The sequence below is a fragment of the Azospirillum aestuarii genome, assembly GCF_016632405.1.
Lineage (GTDB): Bacteria > Pseudomonadota > Alphaproteobacteria > Azospirillales > Azospirillaceae > Azospirillum > Azospirillum aestuarii.
The window spans coordinates 34,002-50,497 of sequence record NZ_JAEPIV010000029.1; the positions used below are offsets into that span (position 1 = coordinate 34,002).

Here is a 16,496-nt window from a genome sequence, read left to right on the forward strand (position 1 = left end):
TTACCTAACACTACCTTCGATTAATCGGATTACTTGCTTGTATGTTACTCGAACCCCGCCTCTGGCAGCTTTGGCAAAAAGCCTTGGGGGATTTCTCTGCCATGCCGCTCTGCAAGTTGAGCAACCAGTGGCCGATCAGCCCTCGGAACGCCCCGCTTCAGCCAGTTGCTGACATTCGCTTGCGGCCGCCGAAGAGCTTTGGCCACCTTGCCGGTTCCCAACTCCTTCACGAGCTGGCGACCGTCCGGGTCGCTCATCCCATCCGCTTTTTCAGTCTTGTCGGTCATCGTCCCAACATGTAGCGGCTCTCAAGTCCACGGAGATTAAGTTCACAACAAGTTGACCGCGTCAAGTGGATCAGAGCGTTGACTGACACCACCGATTGGGTACGGCAGATTGCGTCTGTGTTATACGAACCGCTGCACCCTCCTCAAAGCCGCCAGGAAATTGGGCGTCGCCTCAAGGCGACGCGTGATGCCCTTGGCATGAGCGTAGCTGAAATTTGCGACATGCTTGGGATCACCAAGCAGGCATGGTCGCAGTATGAACACGGCAACCGCCGCCCTGACTTAAACCCTATGTTGATTCTTGCAGATCGAAAAGGCGTATCCCTCGACTGGATTTACCGCGGAGTCACGTCGCATCTGCCCATGGATTTGGGGCTGAAGATTCTGCAGCATCTGGCTACGCCACCAGCCTAAGCACCTTACCCCAAGATCCGGCGCCGGCCCTCCTGCCAAGGTCAAGCCTCGGCACCACAATCCATGAGCGCTTCTCTTGGAATGATGACGCATTGTTCGCGAGTGGCTTGTTCACGTTCTGTGAACTACCGCTTGTGAAAGTTCACGCAGCGTGATCATATTCGCGAACAGTGTTCTCAGCAGAATACCCTCTGAGAGGTTCACGTTATGTCCAGGAAGCAGTCAAAAAGCCGCAAACTCGCATTTCCTGTCGTGTCCGGCTGCGCGCCGGAACGACCAGGGGCCCGTGACGCATGAGCATTCCGAGCACGGAATCCGTTTCCGTTCCTCATCACTGGCCGCTCCGCGGCGTTCACCGGAGCGATACACCTCAACCACAACTGGCTTAGGGGTGCAAGCGGACCAAGCGAGCAAAGGGTGGAGCTTTCATGTGGTGTCTCATCAAGATTTCATGAAGATATCCCGGCAGGTGAGGTTGGTTCGGGGAAGGACCACGATCTGTCTTGAGCGGATATACTGGGACGATATCGATGGTGCAGCGCGAGGAATTGGATGGACGACTCAGAGAGTGATAATTTTTGTTGAGAGTGAATGCAGGAGAGTTCTCGAATGTGAGAATATGAAAGGGTGATTTAACCTTTCTTCTGCACTGATGGTCTTGGTCCTGGATCGCAGAAGACGGTGAGCAGGTATGAAGAGGAAAATACTATGCATTATCTACAAAGAAACGTTCAGTCGACCAAGCCAGCCGAGCCTGTTTTATCGTCTGTGGAACCATATTTTCAGATATCCATGAAGGATATTGCGGATCGCGAAGGCGTTCCCCTCCGCGATTTGGTGGACTGCATCGAGCGGCGCTGTCTCATCCGGTCAGCGAGGGGCAAGGGTTTCCGGAGGAACCCACTGGCCTCGGCGATCCGCGCCTTTGTCGTCACCTACTTTCGACGGGCAGCGCAGGAGACCTCAACGGTGGTCGGTCATGAAGGGCAGGGGAACGTTCTTGTCGACCATGCCTTGGATGACGCCTTCCCCATCTGCTCCGAGCCGGTCAGCGACCCCGGGATGGGGGGCAACGTCCGAGGCAAACCGCAGTGAGACCGCAAGCACTCCAACCGAACGTCCACAGCACGGTTCGCCGCCCTCTTCGGACTGCCGGCGAGGGCAGCCCTGGCCGGCGCGCGCCGAGGAGTTGACGGAATGACGGGAGCGGGTGCGGCGCAGCAATATGTGGGGGAGCCGGGCGGCTCAGCCGGCCACGGTCACGCAGGCCCGAACGATCGCGTCCGGCCTGCGCAACCGTTCATCGAGTCGGCCCCCCGGGTGGGCAATGATCCGGTTTTCGCTCAGCGTGCGTGGTGGCGCCGAAGCCCCCTTTTACTCGGCCGCATTTCGGATCTGCATGACTTCCAAGGTCAATTGATCGATCCGACCGTCGAGCCGCGCTATCTCCTGCATGCGCGTGACGCCCACCACTTCCTTGACTTTCCGCATCTCTTCTTCAAGGCGAGCCTGTCCAGCCTTCAGGCCGGAAACGTCAGTTTTGAGGGTGGACACGTCGGTCTTGAGGGTGGACACGTCGGCCTTGAGACCGGACACGTCGGTTTTGAGGCCGTTGAACTCGTTCACGAACAGCGTGGTAAGCTGATCGAGCTTTGCCAGAACCTCGCTGTTGTCCTTGCTCATCGGTCGATTCCTCAACCCTCAACGACGCGCAGATACCCCTCAAACGTACCTTATCCAAGGTGGTGGCGACAGGGGAGATTTCAAACGCGCCCCCGCTTCCCCCCGATCGGTCGGCCCAGTGATGCACGTCATCGACGTCGGTTCGGCGCGGCAAGGCGCTGTGGTCCGACGGGGCTCGACGTGGTGCGCAGAGTCTTCGGCATGCCGGGCGTCCGATCATGGACGGCCCCCGGCGCAATCCGACAAAAGGGGGCGCCGATGTTTGATGCTTACGGCCGCGTCGATGCCGTGTGGCTGCGGTTGCGCGGGGCCTGTCGGATCGCGCCGCTGTCCCGGTCCTGGGATTCGCCCGACCGGTGGCTGCGCGGCATGGGGCTCGATCCCGCCCGGCTGTCCCCGTCGGACGCCGAGTGCGCCTGCATCGCGATGGAGCGCGAGTTGCAACGGTTGAGGTGGCTACCCCAAGTTCCTCCGGAGGCATTATGAGCGCCGACGGCAACAAGACGTTCCGCGCGGTCGTCGGACGGCTGCGTCATGCGATTCTGCTGGCGCCGGGGCTGGCCGACCGGGACCGCCGAATCGGCCTGGTCATGCTGGAGCAGGTCAACCGGCGGATATGGACGTCGTCCGGTCTGCTGCTGACCTGGATCAGCGTGGACCGGCTGGCCGGAGCGCTGGGAGAATCCGGAAGAACCGTCCAGCGCGCCCGCTCCGAGCTGAAGGCGGCCGGTGTGCTGATGGTGATCAAGCCCGGCGGTCAGGGCCGGAAGGACACGGCGCAGCTTGCCTTCAATCTGGCGTGGCTGGAGGACGTCGAGCGGGATCTGCGGGGCCGGCTCGCCCAGCTCGGCTATGCCGATGACGATCCGGATCAGGGTGACGGGGTTGTCACCCTGAAGCCTGCCATCGCCTCACCTCACGAGGTTCCGGGTGATGCCGCTGTCGCCCTGACCGGCCCTCAGGGTGACAGCGGTGTCGCTCCAACCATCACCGCTGCTGTTCAGGGTGACAGTTCCATCACCCTGAACGCTTCGGCGCCTGTGGACATCTCCGCCATCACCCGTCTCCCTGTGGACAACACCGATCGTAACGTGGCCTTCGACGGGCTTAGGGTGACAGGCTTGACCGTTAAGGGTGACAGAACGGCTCCGGAAAGGGTGACAGCCGTGTCACCCGAACCCTGTATTAACCCTGGGATTAACCCCGCGCGCGCGAAGCGGCGGACCAAGGCCCGCAACGGCCCGCCGGATGCCCAGCGGTCGTTCATGCTTCCCATCGCCGGTGCCAGGACGATTTCCGACGCCAGGACGGAACGCCGCGCCCAGACGCTGCTGGATCGGGCCGGGCGTCTGCTCGGCGATCGGGGGCGGGGCAGTCTGGCGGTGTCGGTGCTGCAAACGGCTTCTCCGGATCTGCATGACGGGATTCTGCGTGGATTGGCGGTGGGGGATGTGGAACTGCGCCACGCTCTCCTGTCCGCCCTGGAAGCCGTCCAGGGCGACAGGTCCGTCACCCATTCGCCGGCGCAGGCGGCCCGAACCTCGGCGCCTGCGGCCGAGCCGGCGAGCCGGCTCGATGAGCAGCGCGTGACGGCCGCGGTGATGGCTGCCTTTCAGGCGGCTGCGCCCGGCATCGTCGCCGCAGCCGTGCAGGCACTGCGCTCGGATGGCGAGTGCTCGAAGGTGTCTCCCCTCTTTTCCTATGCTGGTGCTTCAGCCGGCGGATGACCCAGCCGGCCGACGAGGGGGCCGGAACAGCATGAAACGGGAAGCGAAGGAGTGGTCGCCATGCCGATGAACGCACCCCCGGACAGCGCCTTTCGGGGCCCTTGCGAGCGCGCGCCGGACTCTGCCGCGGGTCATCCGCCGGACGCCAACCCCGTGGTGGCCGAGATCCTCAGCTTCCTTCTTCAAATGGGCCGGGCCATGCCCGCCGAGATCCAGGCGGCGACCGACGAACTCGGCATGGGGCAGGCGCCGGACGTCGGTGACGGTGCGCTGCTTCGCGCGATCATGGAATCAGCCCAGGCCTTCTCCGCGACGTTGCGCGCGACGCCTTCGGCCGGCGCCTGGATGACCCGCGCGCAGATGCTCCAGTCCGTCCGCTCGCTGTTCGCCGCGTTGCGCGCGGCTCCGCGTCCAGACATCGAGGCGGCGCGCGTCCACTTCGGATCGGCTCCGGAAGAGGCGTTCACGGACGCGGAGCATGCCGTCGCACAGGCGGCGCATGCCGCGGCGGTGACCATTTGTCTTGGCGCCCTGACCCGCCTTGCCGCACGGCAAGGCGAGCCCACGCCGCGGCCGGACGCCTGATGTCCCTATCGCCTGATTGCCCTGTCGCAGGGGCGCGCCACCGAAGACAAGCCACGAACGAGAAGCGAGGCGTACCATGGACGATCAACCGGCACGGCCCTCGACGCCGAGGATCAGGGTGCTGTCCGCCGCCGACAGGGCGCTGCTGCTGGACTATCTACGGGCCGTCGCCCGGGACGAGCGCCCCTGTCCGGGTATGGCGACGCTTGCGGACGTCGTCGGTTGCGGCGAAACCCCGGTCGTGCGTTTCCTGCAAAGCCTCGAAGACGACGGCACCATCAAGGTCGAGCGCCGAACAGGCGGGAGGCGCCGCTTGCGCATCGACGCTTGCTGGACCGCATGGAGTGGCGGGCGGATGCGTCGTGCCGCGTCCGTCACGGCACCGGTGTCCGATTGCATCGTCGATCAGGCGCGCCGCCACCTGATGAGCCGCGATCACACCATCGTCGGCGCCGGGCCCGGGCTGTTCAAGATCAACGGCCGTGTCCGGTCACTGCCGGAAATGCTGGAGATGGCCAACCGCTCGCTCATGAGTCTTGGGCGGTCACCTCTCGACGGCACAGCTCCTTGCGGCACCGGTGTCCATCCATCACCCGTCCGGCCGCCGATGGTAGAGCGATGATCGCTTCGGTACCGGATGCGCTCGAAAAGCAATTCGACCTGCCATGCTACCGGCCTCCTTACGTGCTGGTGGTGCGCGGCAACGAGGTGCTGAGTACCTGACCGCTGAGCGCGGGTTCCTTCACCTCAAGGCCTCAGCCTTGGCCGACCTCGTGCCGGAGGATCAAATTCAGATAGGCATTCGGACCGGACGCATCCTCAACCCACTGTGCCTTTGCAGGGGCGCCGTAGTATGCGTTCTCGCATACTATAGTATGCTCGACGTGGGTAGGTGTCGAACACAGTAAAAATTGCAAGTCCAATAGTAAGTTTGCCTACCACTCATTTCCACTTTCTTAGTAAATGTTATCTGTGCATGCTGATGGCGTGCCTCCAAAATTGGACTAACCTGCCTTACGAGATGAAGGCAGGCTTCTCACGCGTTGAGCATTACAATGCTAGCCTAATGCTCCTGCTCCTGCTCCTGCTCCTGCTCCTGCTCCTGCTCCTGCTCTGCAGCAATCGTTATCATGATTGAGGGCGTCATGCATAAATCTCTTAAAAGACAATTCGAGCGCGTCATTATCGTTGCTGCATGTGCGTTTTTTATTCTCCAGCATGAGCAGGCATTGGCGTGGGGGCTCAAAACCCATGCCTGGATCGCGCAAGAGGTCATCAAAGATGTTGAAGGCGACGGTGCCGTTACATTGGGTGGGCAATCGTATCCTGTTCCCCAAGAAGTCGCCGCTGCATTGAGATCTCACCCAGAGCGCTACAGAATGGGCAGCTTGGGGCCAGACGTATTTCCAGATCCTATCGTCGGACAAACTACCACGCACCCAGGGATTGCTGGAGGTTGGCAAACGGACGATTGGCTCAAACAAATTCTTTGGGCGGCGAAGAATACGGAGGAGATTGCCTTCGCCTACGGCTTTGCCGCTCACGCGGCCGGAGATATTTTTGCTCATACTTATGTCAATGCATATGCAGGAGACATTTTCGAGTTGACTGACGGCGAGGTGGAGGTCGAGCGACGGCACTTCGTCCTTGAGAAATACATCGAATCTCTGACGCCGGACTTGCGCGATGGCGCAGGCAATCCAATGCCTTGGACTTCGGGGTTCGGAACGGCGACCAGCTTTTCGCGCGATGCTTTAATTTTGAACTCGGCGGTCGCGAGCCAATACAGGAAGTTGAGCACCGGACAGCATCTCGCCGCCATGTTTGACGTCAGGACTGCGGTCGACTATGCCGACAATCTGACTCAAGACATAGTCGGGCGAATCACCGGGTGGGGCGCGGACTACTTTAAGAAGCAGTTGGATCTGCAACTCGACCTTGCGACGGGAAAGACGGCTCTCGATGCGGCTGAACTGATCTTGAAAGGACACGAGGAGGCTCTGAAACTTCGCCGTAAGGCCTACGAGGCCGCTCTTGGGGGACTAGACGAGGCAAGAGACCTAGTCAACAAATACCCCGAGATCATCAATCCCCAATTAGCGTTGTTGGACATCCAGACGAACGCTGTATCCAATGCGACAGTCGCCTTGGCTAAGGCAAGCAGCGATCTTGCCGGTAAAGGAGGCGATATCCAGAAAGCGATTGACGGCTTGGTCGGTAAGCTTGGCAAGCTGGTGTGTAACATCATCGGTGGTGTGCTGCCGGAGTGCGATGAGCTGAACGATAAAATCAACGAACTACGAGGTCAGTTGAACGTGCTCAAAGCGGCCGAAGCCGCAGCCCAGGAAGCCGTACGGCATGCCGAACGTCTGCGTGACGAGACGCAAGCAGCGATCAACAACCTAAAAGATGCCCATGACAGAGCAGTCCGTGGCCTCGCCGATGGTACATACGAAGCGGCAGTTTCCGCTGCAAAGGTGGATCTCGACCTTCAGGAGGTCGCCACGCGAGAAGCTCGCAATGCCGTTGCCGAAGCCGAGAAGGTCGTTGACCGCATCAGGCGAGAGCTCGACGTGGTAGGCGCCACCATCGACGAGATCAAACGGGCAATCGACAGCTACAATCTTGTTACGCTTTTCCTAAGAAATTGGAAGGCGGATATCGGCGTGGCGTCCGAGGAATACATAAAGTCTAGCCATAAAGTTGGAACGATCATGCTTTTGAACTCCGGCAACCCTGTCAGCGAATACTGGGATTGGTATCGCTGCTATGGTCAAGTGTTTGTTGCGCAGCCTAAAGAAATTGGGCAAGCAGGGTGTCTGGTTCGGGAAGGTATCGAACGAATTAAAGGAGAGTTCGACCGCGCCATTGATTCGCTTCCGGAACTACTGCGCTGGGTCGTGGCCCCTTCGCGCGAGGCCCAGAAGTTGGTGATGAAGCGCCTCGAACCGGAGCTCAAGAAGGCGGAATTCACTCTTGTCGAGTTCCTAACCAACCGGTCAACAGCTGACTTCCTGACCCTGCTGTCGGCCCCGGAAAACGCGACGCGTGAAAAGCTGGTCGAAGTCTTCTCAGGGGATTCTTCCGGTAAAGGCCTGTTGGTTTTTAATAATGTGAACGATTTTGTCGAAAAAGATCTGGCTCTGATTGATGGTCGGATCGATCCAGACCGGTTCGCCCCTCTCCGCCACTCAGTGACGCTGGCCAAGATGACCTTGCTAGGCCACGACCAGCTCAACAAGCTTGCCCGGAATCTGTCGGGCATTGAGGGCTCACCTCTTTACGGCAACCGGATTTATCCAGACGTCCCTGGAAACTTTACCCTGCTGTTCGACATGGTGCGCAGTATCGATGGCAATCACCAGTGGCAGGCCTATGGATTGCCTTGGCCAAGGAGAACTGGCGTGGCTTCGCCGTCTCCCAAGAAGTTGCACTATGGCCACGACTATCATCAGGATCACACCAAGGGGTTCCGTTTTTGGGTCGATCCATTCTTGCGTGAGCGCGTCTTCCTTGCCTTATTCCCCCAAGGGGTCCTCGGTGCCCTGGGGGAGCGTAGTGAACTACAGTGGTCAGCGTATAAATTTCCGGAATGTCCACATAACCCTTTTCCTGCGACGCAAGACATCAATGGAACCTTGAGGACAAGGGACACCACCTGCGTGCTCGCCGTCGATGCCTCGCGGCCGTCGTACGATGTCGCATTTTCTGACCGGAATACCTATCGAGGTCGCTACTTCCAGTGCGGACAGCCAATCGCTGAACAGCCGCACTGGACAGTCGTTGGATCTTTCCTGACAAGGAATGCTGCTAGCCGGCATGCGGAGGAGATCAACCTACGCTATCCAGACCAGACAGTCGAGGTCTGGGAACCGCGGAACTCGAACCGGCACTGGACGGTCATGGCCGCTGCCTGCACTTCGAAGGCAAGGGCTGATGAGGCGAGAGACATTGCCATTCGGCGTGGGATCGCTCGGGATGCCTTCGTTTGGTCGCCGCGATTGCCTTGGAAGCCATATGAAGCGCCAGCGGACGCGCTTGCCTCCGCACGTTGATCCTGATCGTGCCCCGAGGCGTGGTGCCTGATACCGGTGAGCGTTGTCCGAAGTGCGGCATGCTCGTGGCTCATCTTCCCGGTATCGCGCGCCCCTGTGACTTGACCGCGGAGGAATGGTGGGCGATGGGCCGGGCCCGACGGAGCGCCGCCCATGCCGACATCCGGAAGCAAGCCGGGCCTTCGTCCGGGGGGCGGCCAGCATGATCATCATTCCTCTTGCGTGTAAGAGGTATGACTTGCCCAGAGTCATGCGCCATATGTTATGGTATGATGAAGTGCTGTCGATTGACCGATGGAGATCGCGGTGAGGTTTATCACGGGTTTGTTCGGGAAGAAGCCGGAGGTCCAACTGAAGCCGATGAAGCGCTCCAGCGACGTGCCGTTGCCGCCCGTTCGCACCATCGTGGTGGACGGCAAGCGGCGCACCATCGTGCGCGACGACGTATATCAGGACGCCATCAGGCTCAAGCACGACGACCGAGCTGCATGACCGACCGGACTACGCCGGCGCCGGATCACCCGACGCCGGCATACCAGGACGGCTCGCCGGCCGCTACCCCGCCCAACACGTTCAGCCAAGCCTTTCGGAACTTCGTGGGGGATAACCCGAAGGACATCGAAGGGCTGCTCGCGTATGCTCTCTATAAACAGAGCATCACCGAGGATCGCGAGCGCGGTCTACCGGTTCAGCCGGGCGCATCGCGCAACCCGGGCTCGAACACCATTGACAATCTGCGCCGCGCTGCGCGGACGCTGTTGCAGGAGTACAGCTCCAAGATCCTCGAAGCAGAAAAGCCCGGTCTGCAGCGCACGGCGATCTGGGCGAAGCTGGACGAGGTGTCGGGCAACCTGGCGACGCTGCAGACCAACATCATCACCCATGTCGAAAGACGCACACGGACCTGGGCGGGAGTGAAGGCCAGCGTGTACGGCTGGTTCCTCTCGATCGCCCTGACGATCCTCATCGTGGTCGGTTTCAGCACTCCCAATCCGGTCAACCGGATTATCGATTGGTTAAAAGCCCTGATGTCCTAAATTTCGGACCTGCGACGTCGGCCCTGATTTCAGCCGTGTCGGTGTGCCGCTCGGCGCCGACCGGCCGATGATCCGGGGGAACCGCTCAGCTCAGCGCCCGGCGCATTGTGGAGCGCATCAGCGCGCAGCCGAATGCGGTTGACCGAGATCCTGAAGGGCGAGGTACTGCCATGAGGCGCAGATCCATACACCCCGCTTAACGGGCCGCACCGGGCGTGGTCCCGTCGGCCCGTGCTGCGGGAATGGCCGCGTCTCCGAACAGCTGCCGGCGTCTCCTTTCCAGCAGATCCTGATAGGCTTCCTTGATCCCCGGTGTGGCGCTGTTGTAGCGGCCGAGGGCGTCGTGCCGGTCGCCTTTGGCCGCCCGCCGCTTTTCGACGAGCAGCCAGCCGGCGACATGCGCGTTCAGGCACCCGTCGTTCGTCACCCGGCGCATGGCCTCCTCCGGTGTCGTGCCGAAGAGCCTGGCGAGGGCTGGGCCGTTCCCGGTGTTGATCTGAAACGGTCCACAGTCCCACGACGTGATCTTCCCGGTCTTCCGGTCCTTGTTGGGAACGCACTCGCCGACGCGGCCGCGCTCGGCACCAAAGAGCGTGTAGAGGTCCTGCTCCACCAGGGAAGGGGGATCGCCGAGCAGCGGCGCGTAGGTGAATGCAACGGCGGCAATGCAGGCGGCGGTCAAGGGCACCATGACACGTCGGGGTCCGGGATGGTGAGGTGGCTTCGTCGACCATGCCCGTCATTGCGGCCGCCAATCGAGCCCCAGCGGTCGGCTTGGATGCTTGACCGGGCGTCGCTCGGTAAAAATGCCCGGTTTCGAACACTGGGCGCCCGGCAAACGACGCTGGGCGCCCAGCGTTTCGGGTTGGGCGCCCAGACTGAGAAGTTGGGCGCCCAACCTCTTCATTCAGGCGCCCACTGGGCGCCCGCTTCGGAATGTTGGGCGCCCAAGAGCAACCCACTGACTGGAAACAGTTTTTCCGATTTGGGCCCTATGCTCGGGCGCCCAGTGGGCGCCCAGCTCGAAAAATTGGGCGCCCAAAGGTAACCGCATGATCGGAAACGCCTTTTGCGATCTTGGCCGGATGCTTGGGCGCCCAGGTCGAAAAACTGGGCGCCCACGTCGGAATGTTGGGCGCCCAATCACGGGGCGGGACGGGGCGGGGGACGGACCGTCGGCGGAGAAACGCTCCGTCGCCGGCCCGTTTCGGGAGGTCCAGGCGCCCATTGGGCGCCCCGCATTCCGCCCTTGTGTCGGCTCCGGGCGAGGCGGGCGCCCGCGGCCGTTCCGCGACGCCGCCAGGGGTGCTTTTTGCCCGGAACGTTTCCATCCCCGTGCGTCCCAAAGCCCTGAAAATGGAGCTGCCGCACTGCCTGGGCCGGGCCGCCGGCTGCCCCGGGCGTTCGGCCACTTCCGCTATCCTGGGCTGTGCGGCATCGCCTTGCCCTCCGGTCCGCCGTCCCGGTGTGCGGCTTTCCCGTCCGCCCGGCACGCCACCGGCTCCACGACACGGCTCGTTGGAAAGCCTGGTCCGTTCCTGCGGACATCCGCCGGACGTCCGCAGGACGTCCTCAACCGTCCGCCGGGGCGCGCTCAGCGCCTTCCGCTTCCGCCGCCCGCGTCGACGGGAGACTTCTGCCGCCCCGTGTTCGCGCTCGGGTTGCCGAAGGGACGTCCCGGCGACCTGCTCTCCGTCCCCCGCGCCGACGGCGTGGCCAAGGTGGGCGCCCGTTTCCCCCATCCATCCCCAAGGCGGGCGCCTTCCCTTGGTCGCAGAGCCTGAAAAAGCCTTCCGTGCGTGGAGGCTGGGCGCCCAACCTCTTCATTCAGGCGCCCACTGGGCGCCCGCTTCGGAATGTTGGGCGCCCAAGAGCAACCCACTGACTGGAAACAGTTTTTCCGATTTGGGCCCTATGCTCGGGCGCCCAGTGGGCGCCCAGCTCGAAAAATTGGGCGCCCAGCCTCCCGCCGGTGCTCGAACGCCCATGCCGACCCCGGCTACCGTACTGCCATCGGTTCTTCAGACAGCCCCAACATGGCAAAGCGATCATCACGTTCACCGGAGGCCATGGACGCGCCGCGTCCACCGCCCGACGACGGCGACAGCGGCATTCACCGCCTGAACTTCAAGGGAACGGCTCCCGCGAAGGAGATGGCGCAGCGCCTCGCCACACTGTCGCGGGAGAACCGCGAGGCTGACGCCGCCGGTCTGCTGGACCTGCTCGCCGCCGATCAGGGGTTGGCCGTGGTCGGCGACCCGCTGAGCGTGCGTGCCGCCAATCTGGTGCGCGACGGGGCGGCGAACGTCCGATTGCTGGTCACGGCCCTGCTGAAGGACGGGCCGGGCGACGTCGAACTTCATCCGCCAGGCGCGCTGCAGGAGCTGGAGCGCCGCCTGGGCGAGATGGCGGCGGATCTCGCTGATGCCCGGCGTCAGAGCGAGGAGAAGGCGGCGGCTCTCGCCGACGTCCGGCGCCGGGGCGAGGAGAACGCCGCCCATGCGAGCGATCTGCAGCGCCGCCTGACGGTGGCCGACCAGGCGCTCGGCGCGGCGCACGCGCGGATCACCGAGCTGGAGGGGGTTCTGGAGGCGGCGCGGCAAAGCCTGCTCCAGGCGGAACGGATGGCGGCGGAGCATCCCTCCGTGCGGACGATGGCGACGCCGGTTCATGGGGCGCCGAGCGCCCGCTTTGGGGGTGCCGGGGATATACCGGGGATGGAGTCCGCTCCGGATGCCGCCGGCCGGGCCGGCACCGATGTCCGCGCCGATCGGCCCGTAACGCCGCCGACCTCACCGCAGTCCAAGCTGGGCGGCAGGGTCGACCGCTTCTGCAAGGCGGTTCTGCGCGGCACCAGGAACGCCGCGATGGTCCTTATCGCCAGCACCGCGGCCATGGCCATCCTCGGCGTCGTCATGACCCAGAGCAACGGCGTCACGGCGCCGCCGAGCGAAGCCGACAGCCGGGAGGCGCCGATGCTGCTTGGGCTGTCGTCCGCCGGAGGGGAGGGCGATGCCGGTCGCAGTGTGCTTCCCGGCCTCGCGGCTCCGCAGACAACACCGCCGGCGGCGGCCATCGAGGTGGCCTCGTTGCCACCCGCCGCGCCGGCGTCACCAGCGCCGGCCTTCGGAGGGCAATCGCCACCGCCACCGGCTGCGGAAAAGGCCGCGGCCGACGCCAAGCCGGTCGACCGCTCGCCGTCGCCACCGCCGGCGTTGCCGCCGCCGGACGCCGCACCGCCTTCTCCTCCAGCGTCGCCTCCCTTCATCGCCGTGCCGGCGGCGCCGCCCCCTTCGGTCGAGCCCGAGGCCGTGCGCCGCTTCGCCGACATGCTGGACCAGGCCGGCCGGACGCTGGAGCGGCTGAGCGCGGCGGAGACGGAACTGACCAAGCGTCTGGCCGGGCTGCCCGCCGCATCCGCACCCGCGCCGGACAAGCCGAAGGACCCGCCCAAGACGGCTTCCAGCGGCCCCAAGGCGGCCCCCGTCAAGCCGCGCGCGGACGCCCGGCGGCGCGTGGCCGACATCCGGGACGACGAAACCCTGGCGCGGGCGGCGCAAAGGCACGGCGTCCGGCTGGAGCGCATCTACGACCTGAACCCGGCTCTGGAAGCCGTCCCTCCGGACGTGCCTTTGACCAAGGGGCAGGTCTGGATTCCGAATGATTTCTGAGCCGTGGGTGGCGACCGGATGCATTTTCCGCCGCCGCCCGTACACTGGGTTGTCGTTGGCGCGCGAAGGTTGGACTCTAGGGTGCGGTGACCGTAACCCGGGATTGCGGCGTGGACGCCCAACCCCAAGGCGGTCGATGCGACAGACGATTTGTGCAGGCAAGATTAGGTGCATGTCGTGACAACACATTACAGTCGTGCAAGCGCCCGCCCCGAAGGGCCTCCCTTGCCACGCGGCGAGCAGCGGAACGAGCTGGTGCAGTTCCGGATCTCGCCGAGCGAGCGGGCTCAGCTCAAAGACGCGGCGTGCCGGCGTGGCTTTCTAGACGGTGATGGGAAGCCCAATGTCAGCGGGTACCTCCGTGCGATCGTGAAGGCCGACTGCGCGGCGATGGACGGGCCCATGGACACGCGATCCCCGGCCACGAACCCCGCGCCGGCACGCTCGGCGCCGCCGCCTCTGGCCCCGGCGGCAACCGAGGCGTTGCGCAGCATCCTCGCCCAGGTGACGGGCGCCTGCTCCAACCTCAACCAGCTCGTCCGGGACGTTCATCTGGAGAAACGCGGCTCGCGGCCCTCGGCGGAGGTGAGCGGGCTTCGTATCGAGGGCGTGCTGGTCGCCATCGAGCGGGACGTCCTCGGGCCATTGTCCCACCTTCTCGGACGTCGCTCTCCGAAACCCGTCACCTCGCCCATGACCTCGGACCGCCCACCGGAACCGCCCGCTCCACCGTCGTCCGAGGGCGCGGTGACGAGCACCGCCGAGCGCTTCCGGCGCGCCGGCGGTCTTTCGCCGAAGCCGCAACGCGATTACGTGCGGCGTCCGCCGCACCGCTGATCAGGAGACCGAACGTGAGCCTGAACCTGCAAAGCGCGTTGCGCGCGGCCCTTCTCGAGCGGGCGGGCATCGCCGCCGGGGCGCAGCAGCGCGGCCTGCGGCCCTGCGTCGTCAAGTCGATCGGTGCCGGACGCCGCACCAGGGCCTCGGTGGCGCGGCTGGTGGACTACATCGCGCGCGCCGACCGGCTGGCCCCCGAGGACTTCGCCGCGGAGCAGAAGGCCGCCCTTGCCGATGGCGGCGTGATCCGTCCGGGCGATGCCGTCGCCGTCTTCGACGAGTGGAGCCGCCCGGTCCCGCCGCAGGAGATCGACGCCGTTCTGGCGTCCTGGCCGTCCATGGAGGGCCCCGATGATCACCGGGTCCGCGCGCGCCATCTGGTCTTCACGGTTCCCGTCGACCACCCGGCCGACGCCCCGCGCGTGGAGATCGCCGTGGCCTCGGCGATCCGCGAGACTCTGGCGGTGTGGGACAACACGGTGCTCTGGGCCTTGCACACCGATCACGCCGACCATCCGCATGTCCATGCGGTGATAGGCACCCCGCCCGACGCTCCGCTGCGCCTCGATCGCGACGGCCTGGTCCTCGACGCCCTGCGCGCGGCCCTTGCCCGCAACGCCCGGGCCAGCGGCTTCGACGTCAGCGCCGAGCGGCGCTGCGACCGCCCGGACGCGGAGCCGCCGCTGATGAAGGAGCTCGACAACCTGCAGCGCCGCGTCCCGAACTGGACCGCCGCGTGGGGGTCCGGCTACATCGAGCGGGCGCGGGCCGGTCGGGACGGTCACCCCGTCGATCCCACCGCAGCCGCCCGGTCCCGCGACGCGATGGCGGCGGAAGACCCGAAGCTGGCGGCGTGGTACGCCGCCCATCGCCCGCTGGCCTTCGGCGATCCCGGGGAATTGAGCTGGGAGGCCGCCCGGGCAAGCGCGACCGATGCGAAAGCCTTGCGCGACCGCGCCGCCCGCCGTCACGGACTCGCCGTTCTGGCCGACACCGTGGATCGGACCTTCCCCGCCGGAGACGCGGATCATCTCGTGCACGCCATCCGCGCGCGCGTGGAACGCATGGCCGCCGCGATGCCACCGGAGCGTGCCGGCACACCCTCGCAGCCACGCCGGGAACGTCGGGAAGGGCGTGTCCGCTGACCGGTGCACGCGGGTGCTCGAACGGCGAATCCCTGCGTCGCTACGCTGCCTCCATCGTCCATTCTATGAGCTGGAGGCAAGACATGGGATACGGCCGCGGTGACCGCCGGGGAGATGACCGGCGCGATGACGGGCGTGCGGGGGAGCGTTCCGGCGCCGACCGGAGCGCGCGCGGCGGAGGCGACGACCGCTCCGGTCGGTCGACCGACCGAGGGCGGGGAGACCGGAACGATCGAGGCGACCACGGCCGCAGCGCGGAGGATCGCGGCGCACGCGGTCGGAGCGACCGCGACCGGAACGAACGGGGCGATCGTGGCCGCGGCGGAGAGGATCGCGGCAGCGGGCGAGGTCGTGGAGACCGCGGCCGTGCCGACGACCGGACGCAGACCGATCCGGGGCGCAGCGAGATCGAACTGGTCGGCACTGTCGCGGGAGAGCCGACCTACAGCCAGGGCCGCAAGGTCGCGTCGCTCTGGCTGTCGGTGCACACCCAGGTCCAGCTCGAGGGCGCCGACCGGGACATCCGGGGCTACCACCCGATCAGCGTCTGGGGGGATCTCGCCACCGACCTTCGCGACGAGTTCCGCGAAGGCGACATCGTCCGGGTCCATGGCCGGATCGCTTACGAGCCGGGGGAAGGCGACCGCGACCCGCAGCGTGTCCGGGTGAAGGTCGACGCCGACTTCGGCTCGATCGGCCGGATTCCGGACGACGAGGCCAAGGGGGTCCAGGACTGCAACCGCGTTCATCTGGAAGGCGTCGTCCACGGCGATCCGCGCTTCAGCGAAGGCCGCGGCGACAAGGCGGCTTATCTGGCCTTCGATCTGGAAACCGTGGTCGAGGCGCCGGACGGCAGACAGAGTCGGGCCTGCCACGAGGTCGTGGTGTGGGACCGGGCGGCCATCGAGGCGAACGGCTTCGTCAACGACGGCGTGCGCGTCGAGATCACCGACGCGCGCCTGCAGTACATGCCCACGCGGCGTGACGGCAAGGACTTCGCTCCCCGGATCATGGCCGACGATCTGGCCGGCCGCGTGGCTCCGGCCGCGTGACCC

General features: G+C 64.7%; 14 protein-coding genes. 11 read left to right on the forward strand and 3 right to left on the reverse strand.

Annotated elements, in window-relative coordinates:
• Positions 1-44 precede the first annotated feature (44 nt).
• On the reverse strand, positions 45-287 hold the full coding sequence (locus JJL56_RS28070) for a hypothetical protein (RefSeq protein WP_200487105.1): 243 nt from the start codon (positions 285-287) through the stop codon (positions 45-47).
• A gap of 78 nt (positions 288-365) precedes the next feature.
• Between JJL56_RS28070 and JJL56_RS28075 the strand changes: the two genes are divergently transcribed.
• Positions 366-701, forward strand: coding sequence for a helix-turn-helix domain-containing protein (locus JJL56_RS28075; protein ID WP_200487106.1), 336 nt, complete (start codon positions 366-368; stop codon positions 699-701).
• 1,374 nt (positions 702-2,075) lie between these two features.
• Here the strand turns inward: JJL56_RS28075 and JJL56_RS28085 are convergent.
• Complete coding sequence (locus tag JJL56_RS28085) at positions 2,076-2,384, reverse strand: hypothetical protein (protein WP_200487108.1); 309 nt, start codon at positions 2,382-2,384, stop codon at positions 2,076-2,078.
• 482 nt (positions 2,385-2,866) lie between these two features.
• On the opposite strand from JJL56_RS28085, the gene JJL56_RS28090 reads away from it, so the two are divergent.
• The 6 genes from JJL56_RS28090 to JJL56_RS28115 all read left to right on the forward strand — a co-directional run bounded on the left by JJL56_RS28090 (position 2,867) and on the right by JJL56_RS28115 (position 9,788).
• Positions 2,867-4,111 carry a hypothetical protein gene (locus JJL56_RS28090; protein ID WP_200487109.1) on the forward strand — a complete coding sequence of 415 codons (1,245 nt, stop codon included), beginning with the start codon at positions 2,867-2,869 and terminating at the stop codon, positions 4,109-4,111.
• A 60-nt stretch (positions 4,112-4,171) separates the two neighbouring features.
• Positions 4,172-4,696 (forward strand): hypothetical protein, encoded by a 525-nt coding sequence (locus JJL56_RS28095; protein WP_200487110.1) that lies wholly within the window; start codon positions 4,172-4,174, stop codon positions 4,694-4,696.
• A 76-nt stretch (positions 4,697-4,772) separates the two neighbouring features.
• Positions 4,773-5,318 (forward strand): hypothetical protein, encoded by a 546-nt coding sequence (locus JJL56_RS28100; RefSeq protein WP_200487111.1) that lies wholly within the window; start codon positions 4,773-4,775, stop codon positions 5,316-5,318.
• Between the two features lie 508 nt (positions 5,319-5,826).
• Complete coding sequence (locus tag JJL56_RS28105; protein WP_200487112.1) at positions 5,827-8,751, forward strand: zinc dependent phospholipase C family protein; 2,925 nt, start codon at positions 5,827-5,829, stop codon at positions 8,749-8,751.
• 294 nt (positions 8,752-9,045) lie between these two features.
• The gene (locus JJL56_RS28110) at positions 9,046-9,243 is read left to right on the forward strand and encodes a hypothetical protein (RefSeq protein WP_041814770.1); all 198 of its coding nucleotides are present in this window, start codon (positions 9,046-9,048) and stop codon (positions 9,241-9,243) included.
• A complete protein-coding gene (locus JJL56_RS28115) occupies positions 9,240-9,788 on the forward strand; it encodes a hypothetical protein (RefSeq protein WP_014242707.1) in 549 nt (182 codons plus the stop codon). The genes JJL56_RS28110 and JJL56_RS28115 overlap by 4 nt, the downstream gene beginning before the upstream one ends.
• 196 nt (positions 9,789-9,984) lie before the next feature.
• Here the strand turns inward: JJL56_RS28115 and JJL56_RS28120 are convergent, their stop codons facing one another.
• A complete protein-coding gene (locus JJL56_RS28120) occupies positions 9,985-10,479 on the reverse strand; it encodes a lysozyme family protein (RefSeq protein WP_200487113.1) in 495 nt (164 codons plus the stop codon).
• Between the two features lie 1,378 nt (positions 10,480-11,857).
• Here JJL56_RS28120 and JJL56_RS28125 point away from each other — a divergent pair.
• From JJL56_RS28125 to JJL56_RS28140, 4 genes are all read left to right on the forward strand, one after another.
• On the forward strand, positions 11,858-13,459 hold the full coding sequence (locus tag JJL56_RS28125; RefSeq protein WP_200487114.1) for a hypothetical protein: 1,602 nt from the start codon (positions 11,858-11,860) through the stop codon (positions 13,457-13,459).
• Between the two features lie 402 nt (positions 13,460-13,861).
• On the forward strand, positions 13,862-14,296 hold the full coding sequence (locus tag JJL56_RS28130) for a hypothetical protein (RefSeq protein ID WP_200487115.1): 435 nt from the start codon (positions 13,862-13,864) through the stop codon (positions 14,294-14,296).
• 14 nt (positions 14,297-14,310) lie between these two features.
• Complete coding sequence (locus JJL56_RS28135) at positions 14,311-15,441, forward strand: hypothetical protein (protein WP_200487116.1); 1,131 nt, start codon at positions 14,311-14,313, stop codon at positions 15,439-15,441.
• 83 nt (positions 15,442-15,524) lie between these two features.
• Positions 15,525-16,493 (forward strand): single-stranded DNA-binding protein, encoded by a 969-nt coding sequence (locus tag JJL56_RS28140; RefSeq protein WP_200487117.1) that lies wholly within the window; start codon positions 15,525-15,527, stop codon positions 16,491-16,493.
• Positions 16,494-16,496 lie beyond the last annotated feature (3 nt).

Coding starts and splice junctions, on each gene's coding strand:
- JJL56_RS28070 (WP_200487105.1), bottom strand. CDS start 287: ATGACCGACAAGACTGAAAAAGCGGATGGGATGAGCGACCCGGACGGT.
- JJL56_RS28085 (WP_200487108.1), bottom strand. CDS start 2,384: ATGAGCAAGGACAACAGCGAGGTTCTGGCAAAGCTCGATCAGCTTACC.
- JJL56_RS28090 (WP_200487109.1), top strand. CDS start 2,867: ATGAGCGCCGACGGCAACAAGACGTTCCGCGCGGTCGTCGGACGGCTG.
- JJL56_RS28095 (WP_200487110.1), top strand. CDS start 4,172: ATGCCGATGAACGCACCCCCGGACAGCGCCTTTCGGGGCCCTTGCGAG.
- JJL56_RS28100 (WP_200487111.1), top strand. CDS start 4,773: ATGGACGATCAACCGGCACGGCCCTCGACGCCGAGGATCAGGGTGCTG.
- JJL56_RS28105 (WP_200487112.1), top strand. CDS start 5,827: ATGATTGAGGGCGTCATGCATAAATCTCTTAAAAGACAATTCGAGCGC.
- JJL56_RS28110 (WP_041814770.1), top strand. CDS start 9,046: ATGGAGATCGCGGTGAGGTTTATCACGGGTTTGTTCGGGAAGAAGCCG.
- JJL56_RS28115 (WP_014242707.1), top strand. CDS start 9,240: ATGACCGACCGGACTACGCCGGCGCCGGATCACCCGACGCCGGCATAC.
- JJL56_RS28120 (WP_200487113.1), bottom strand. CDS start 10,479: ATGGTGCCCTTGACCGCCGCCTGCATTGCCGCCGTTGCATTCACCTAC.
- JJL56_RS28125 (WP_200487114.1), top strand. CDS start 11,858: ATGGACGCGCCGCGTCCACCGCCCGACGACGGCGACAGCGGCATTCAC.
- JJL56_RS28130 (WP_200487115.1), top strand. CDS start 13,862: ATGGACACGCGATCCCCGGCCACGAACCCCGCGCCGGCACGCTCGGCG.
- JJL56_RS28140 (WP_200487117.1), top strand. CDS start 15,525: ATGGGATACGGCCGCGGTGACCGCCGGGGAGATGACCGGCGCGATGAC.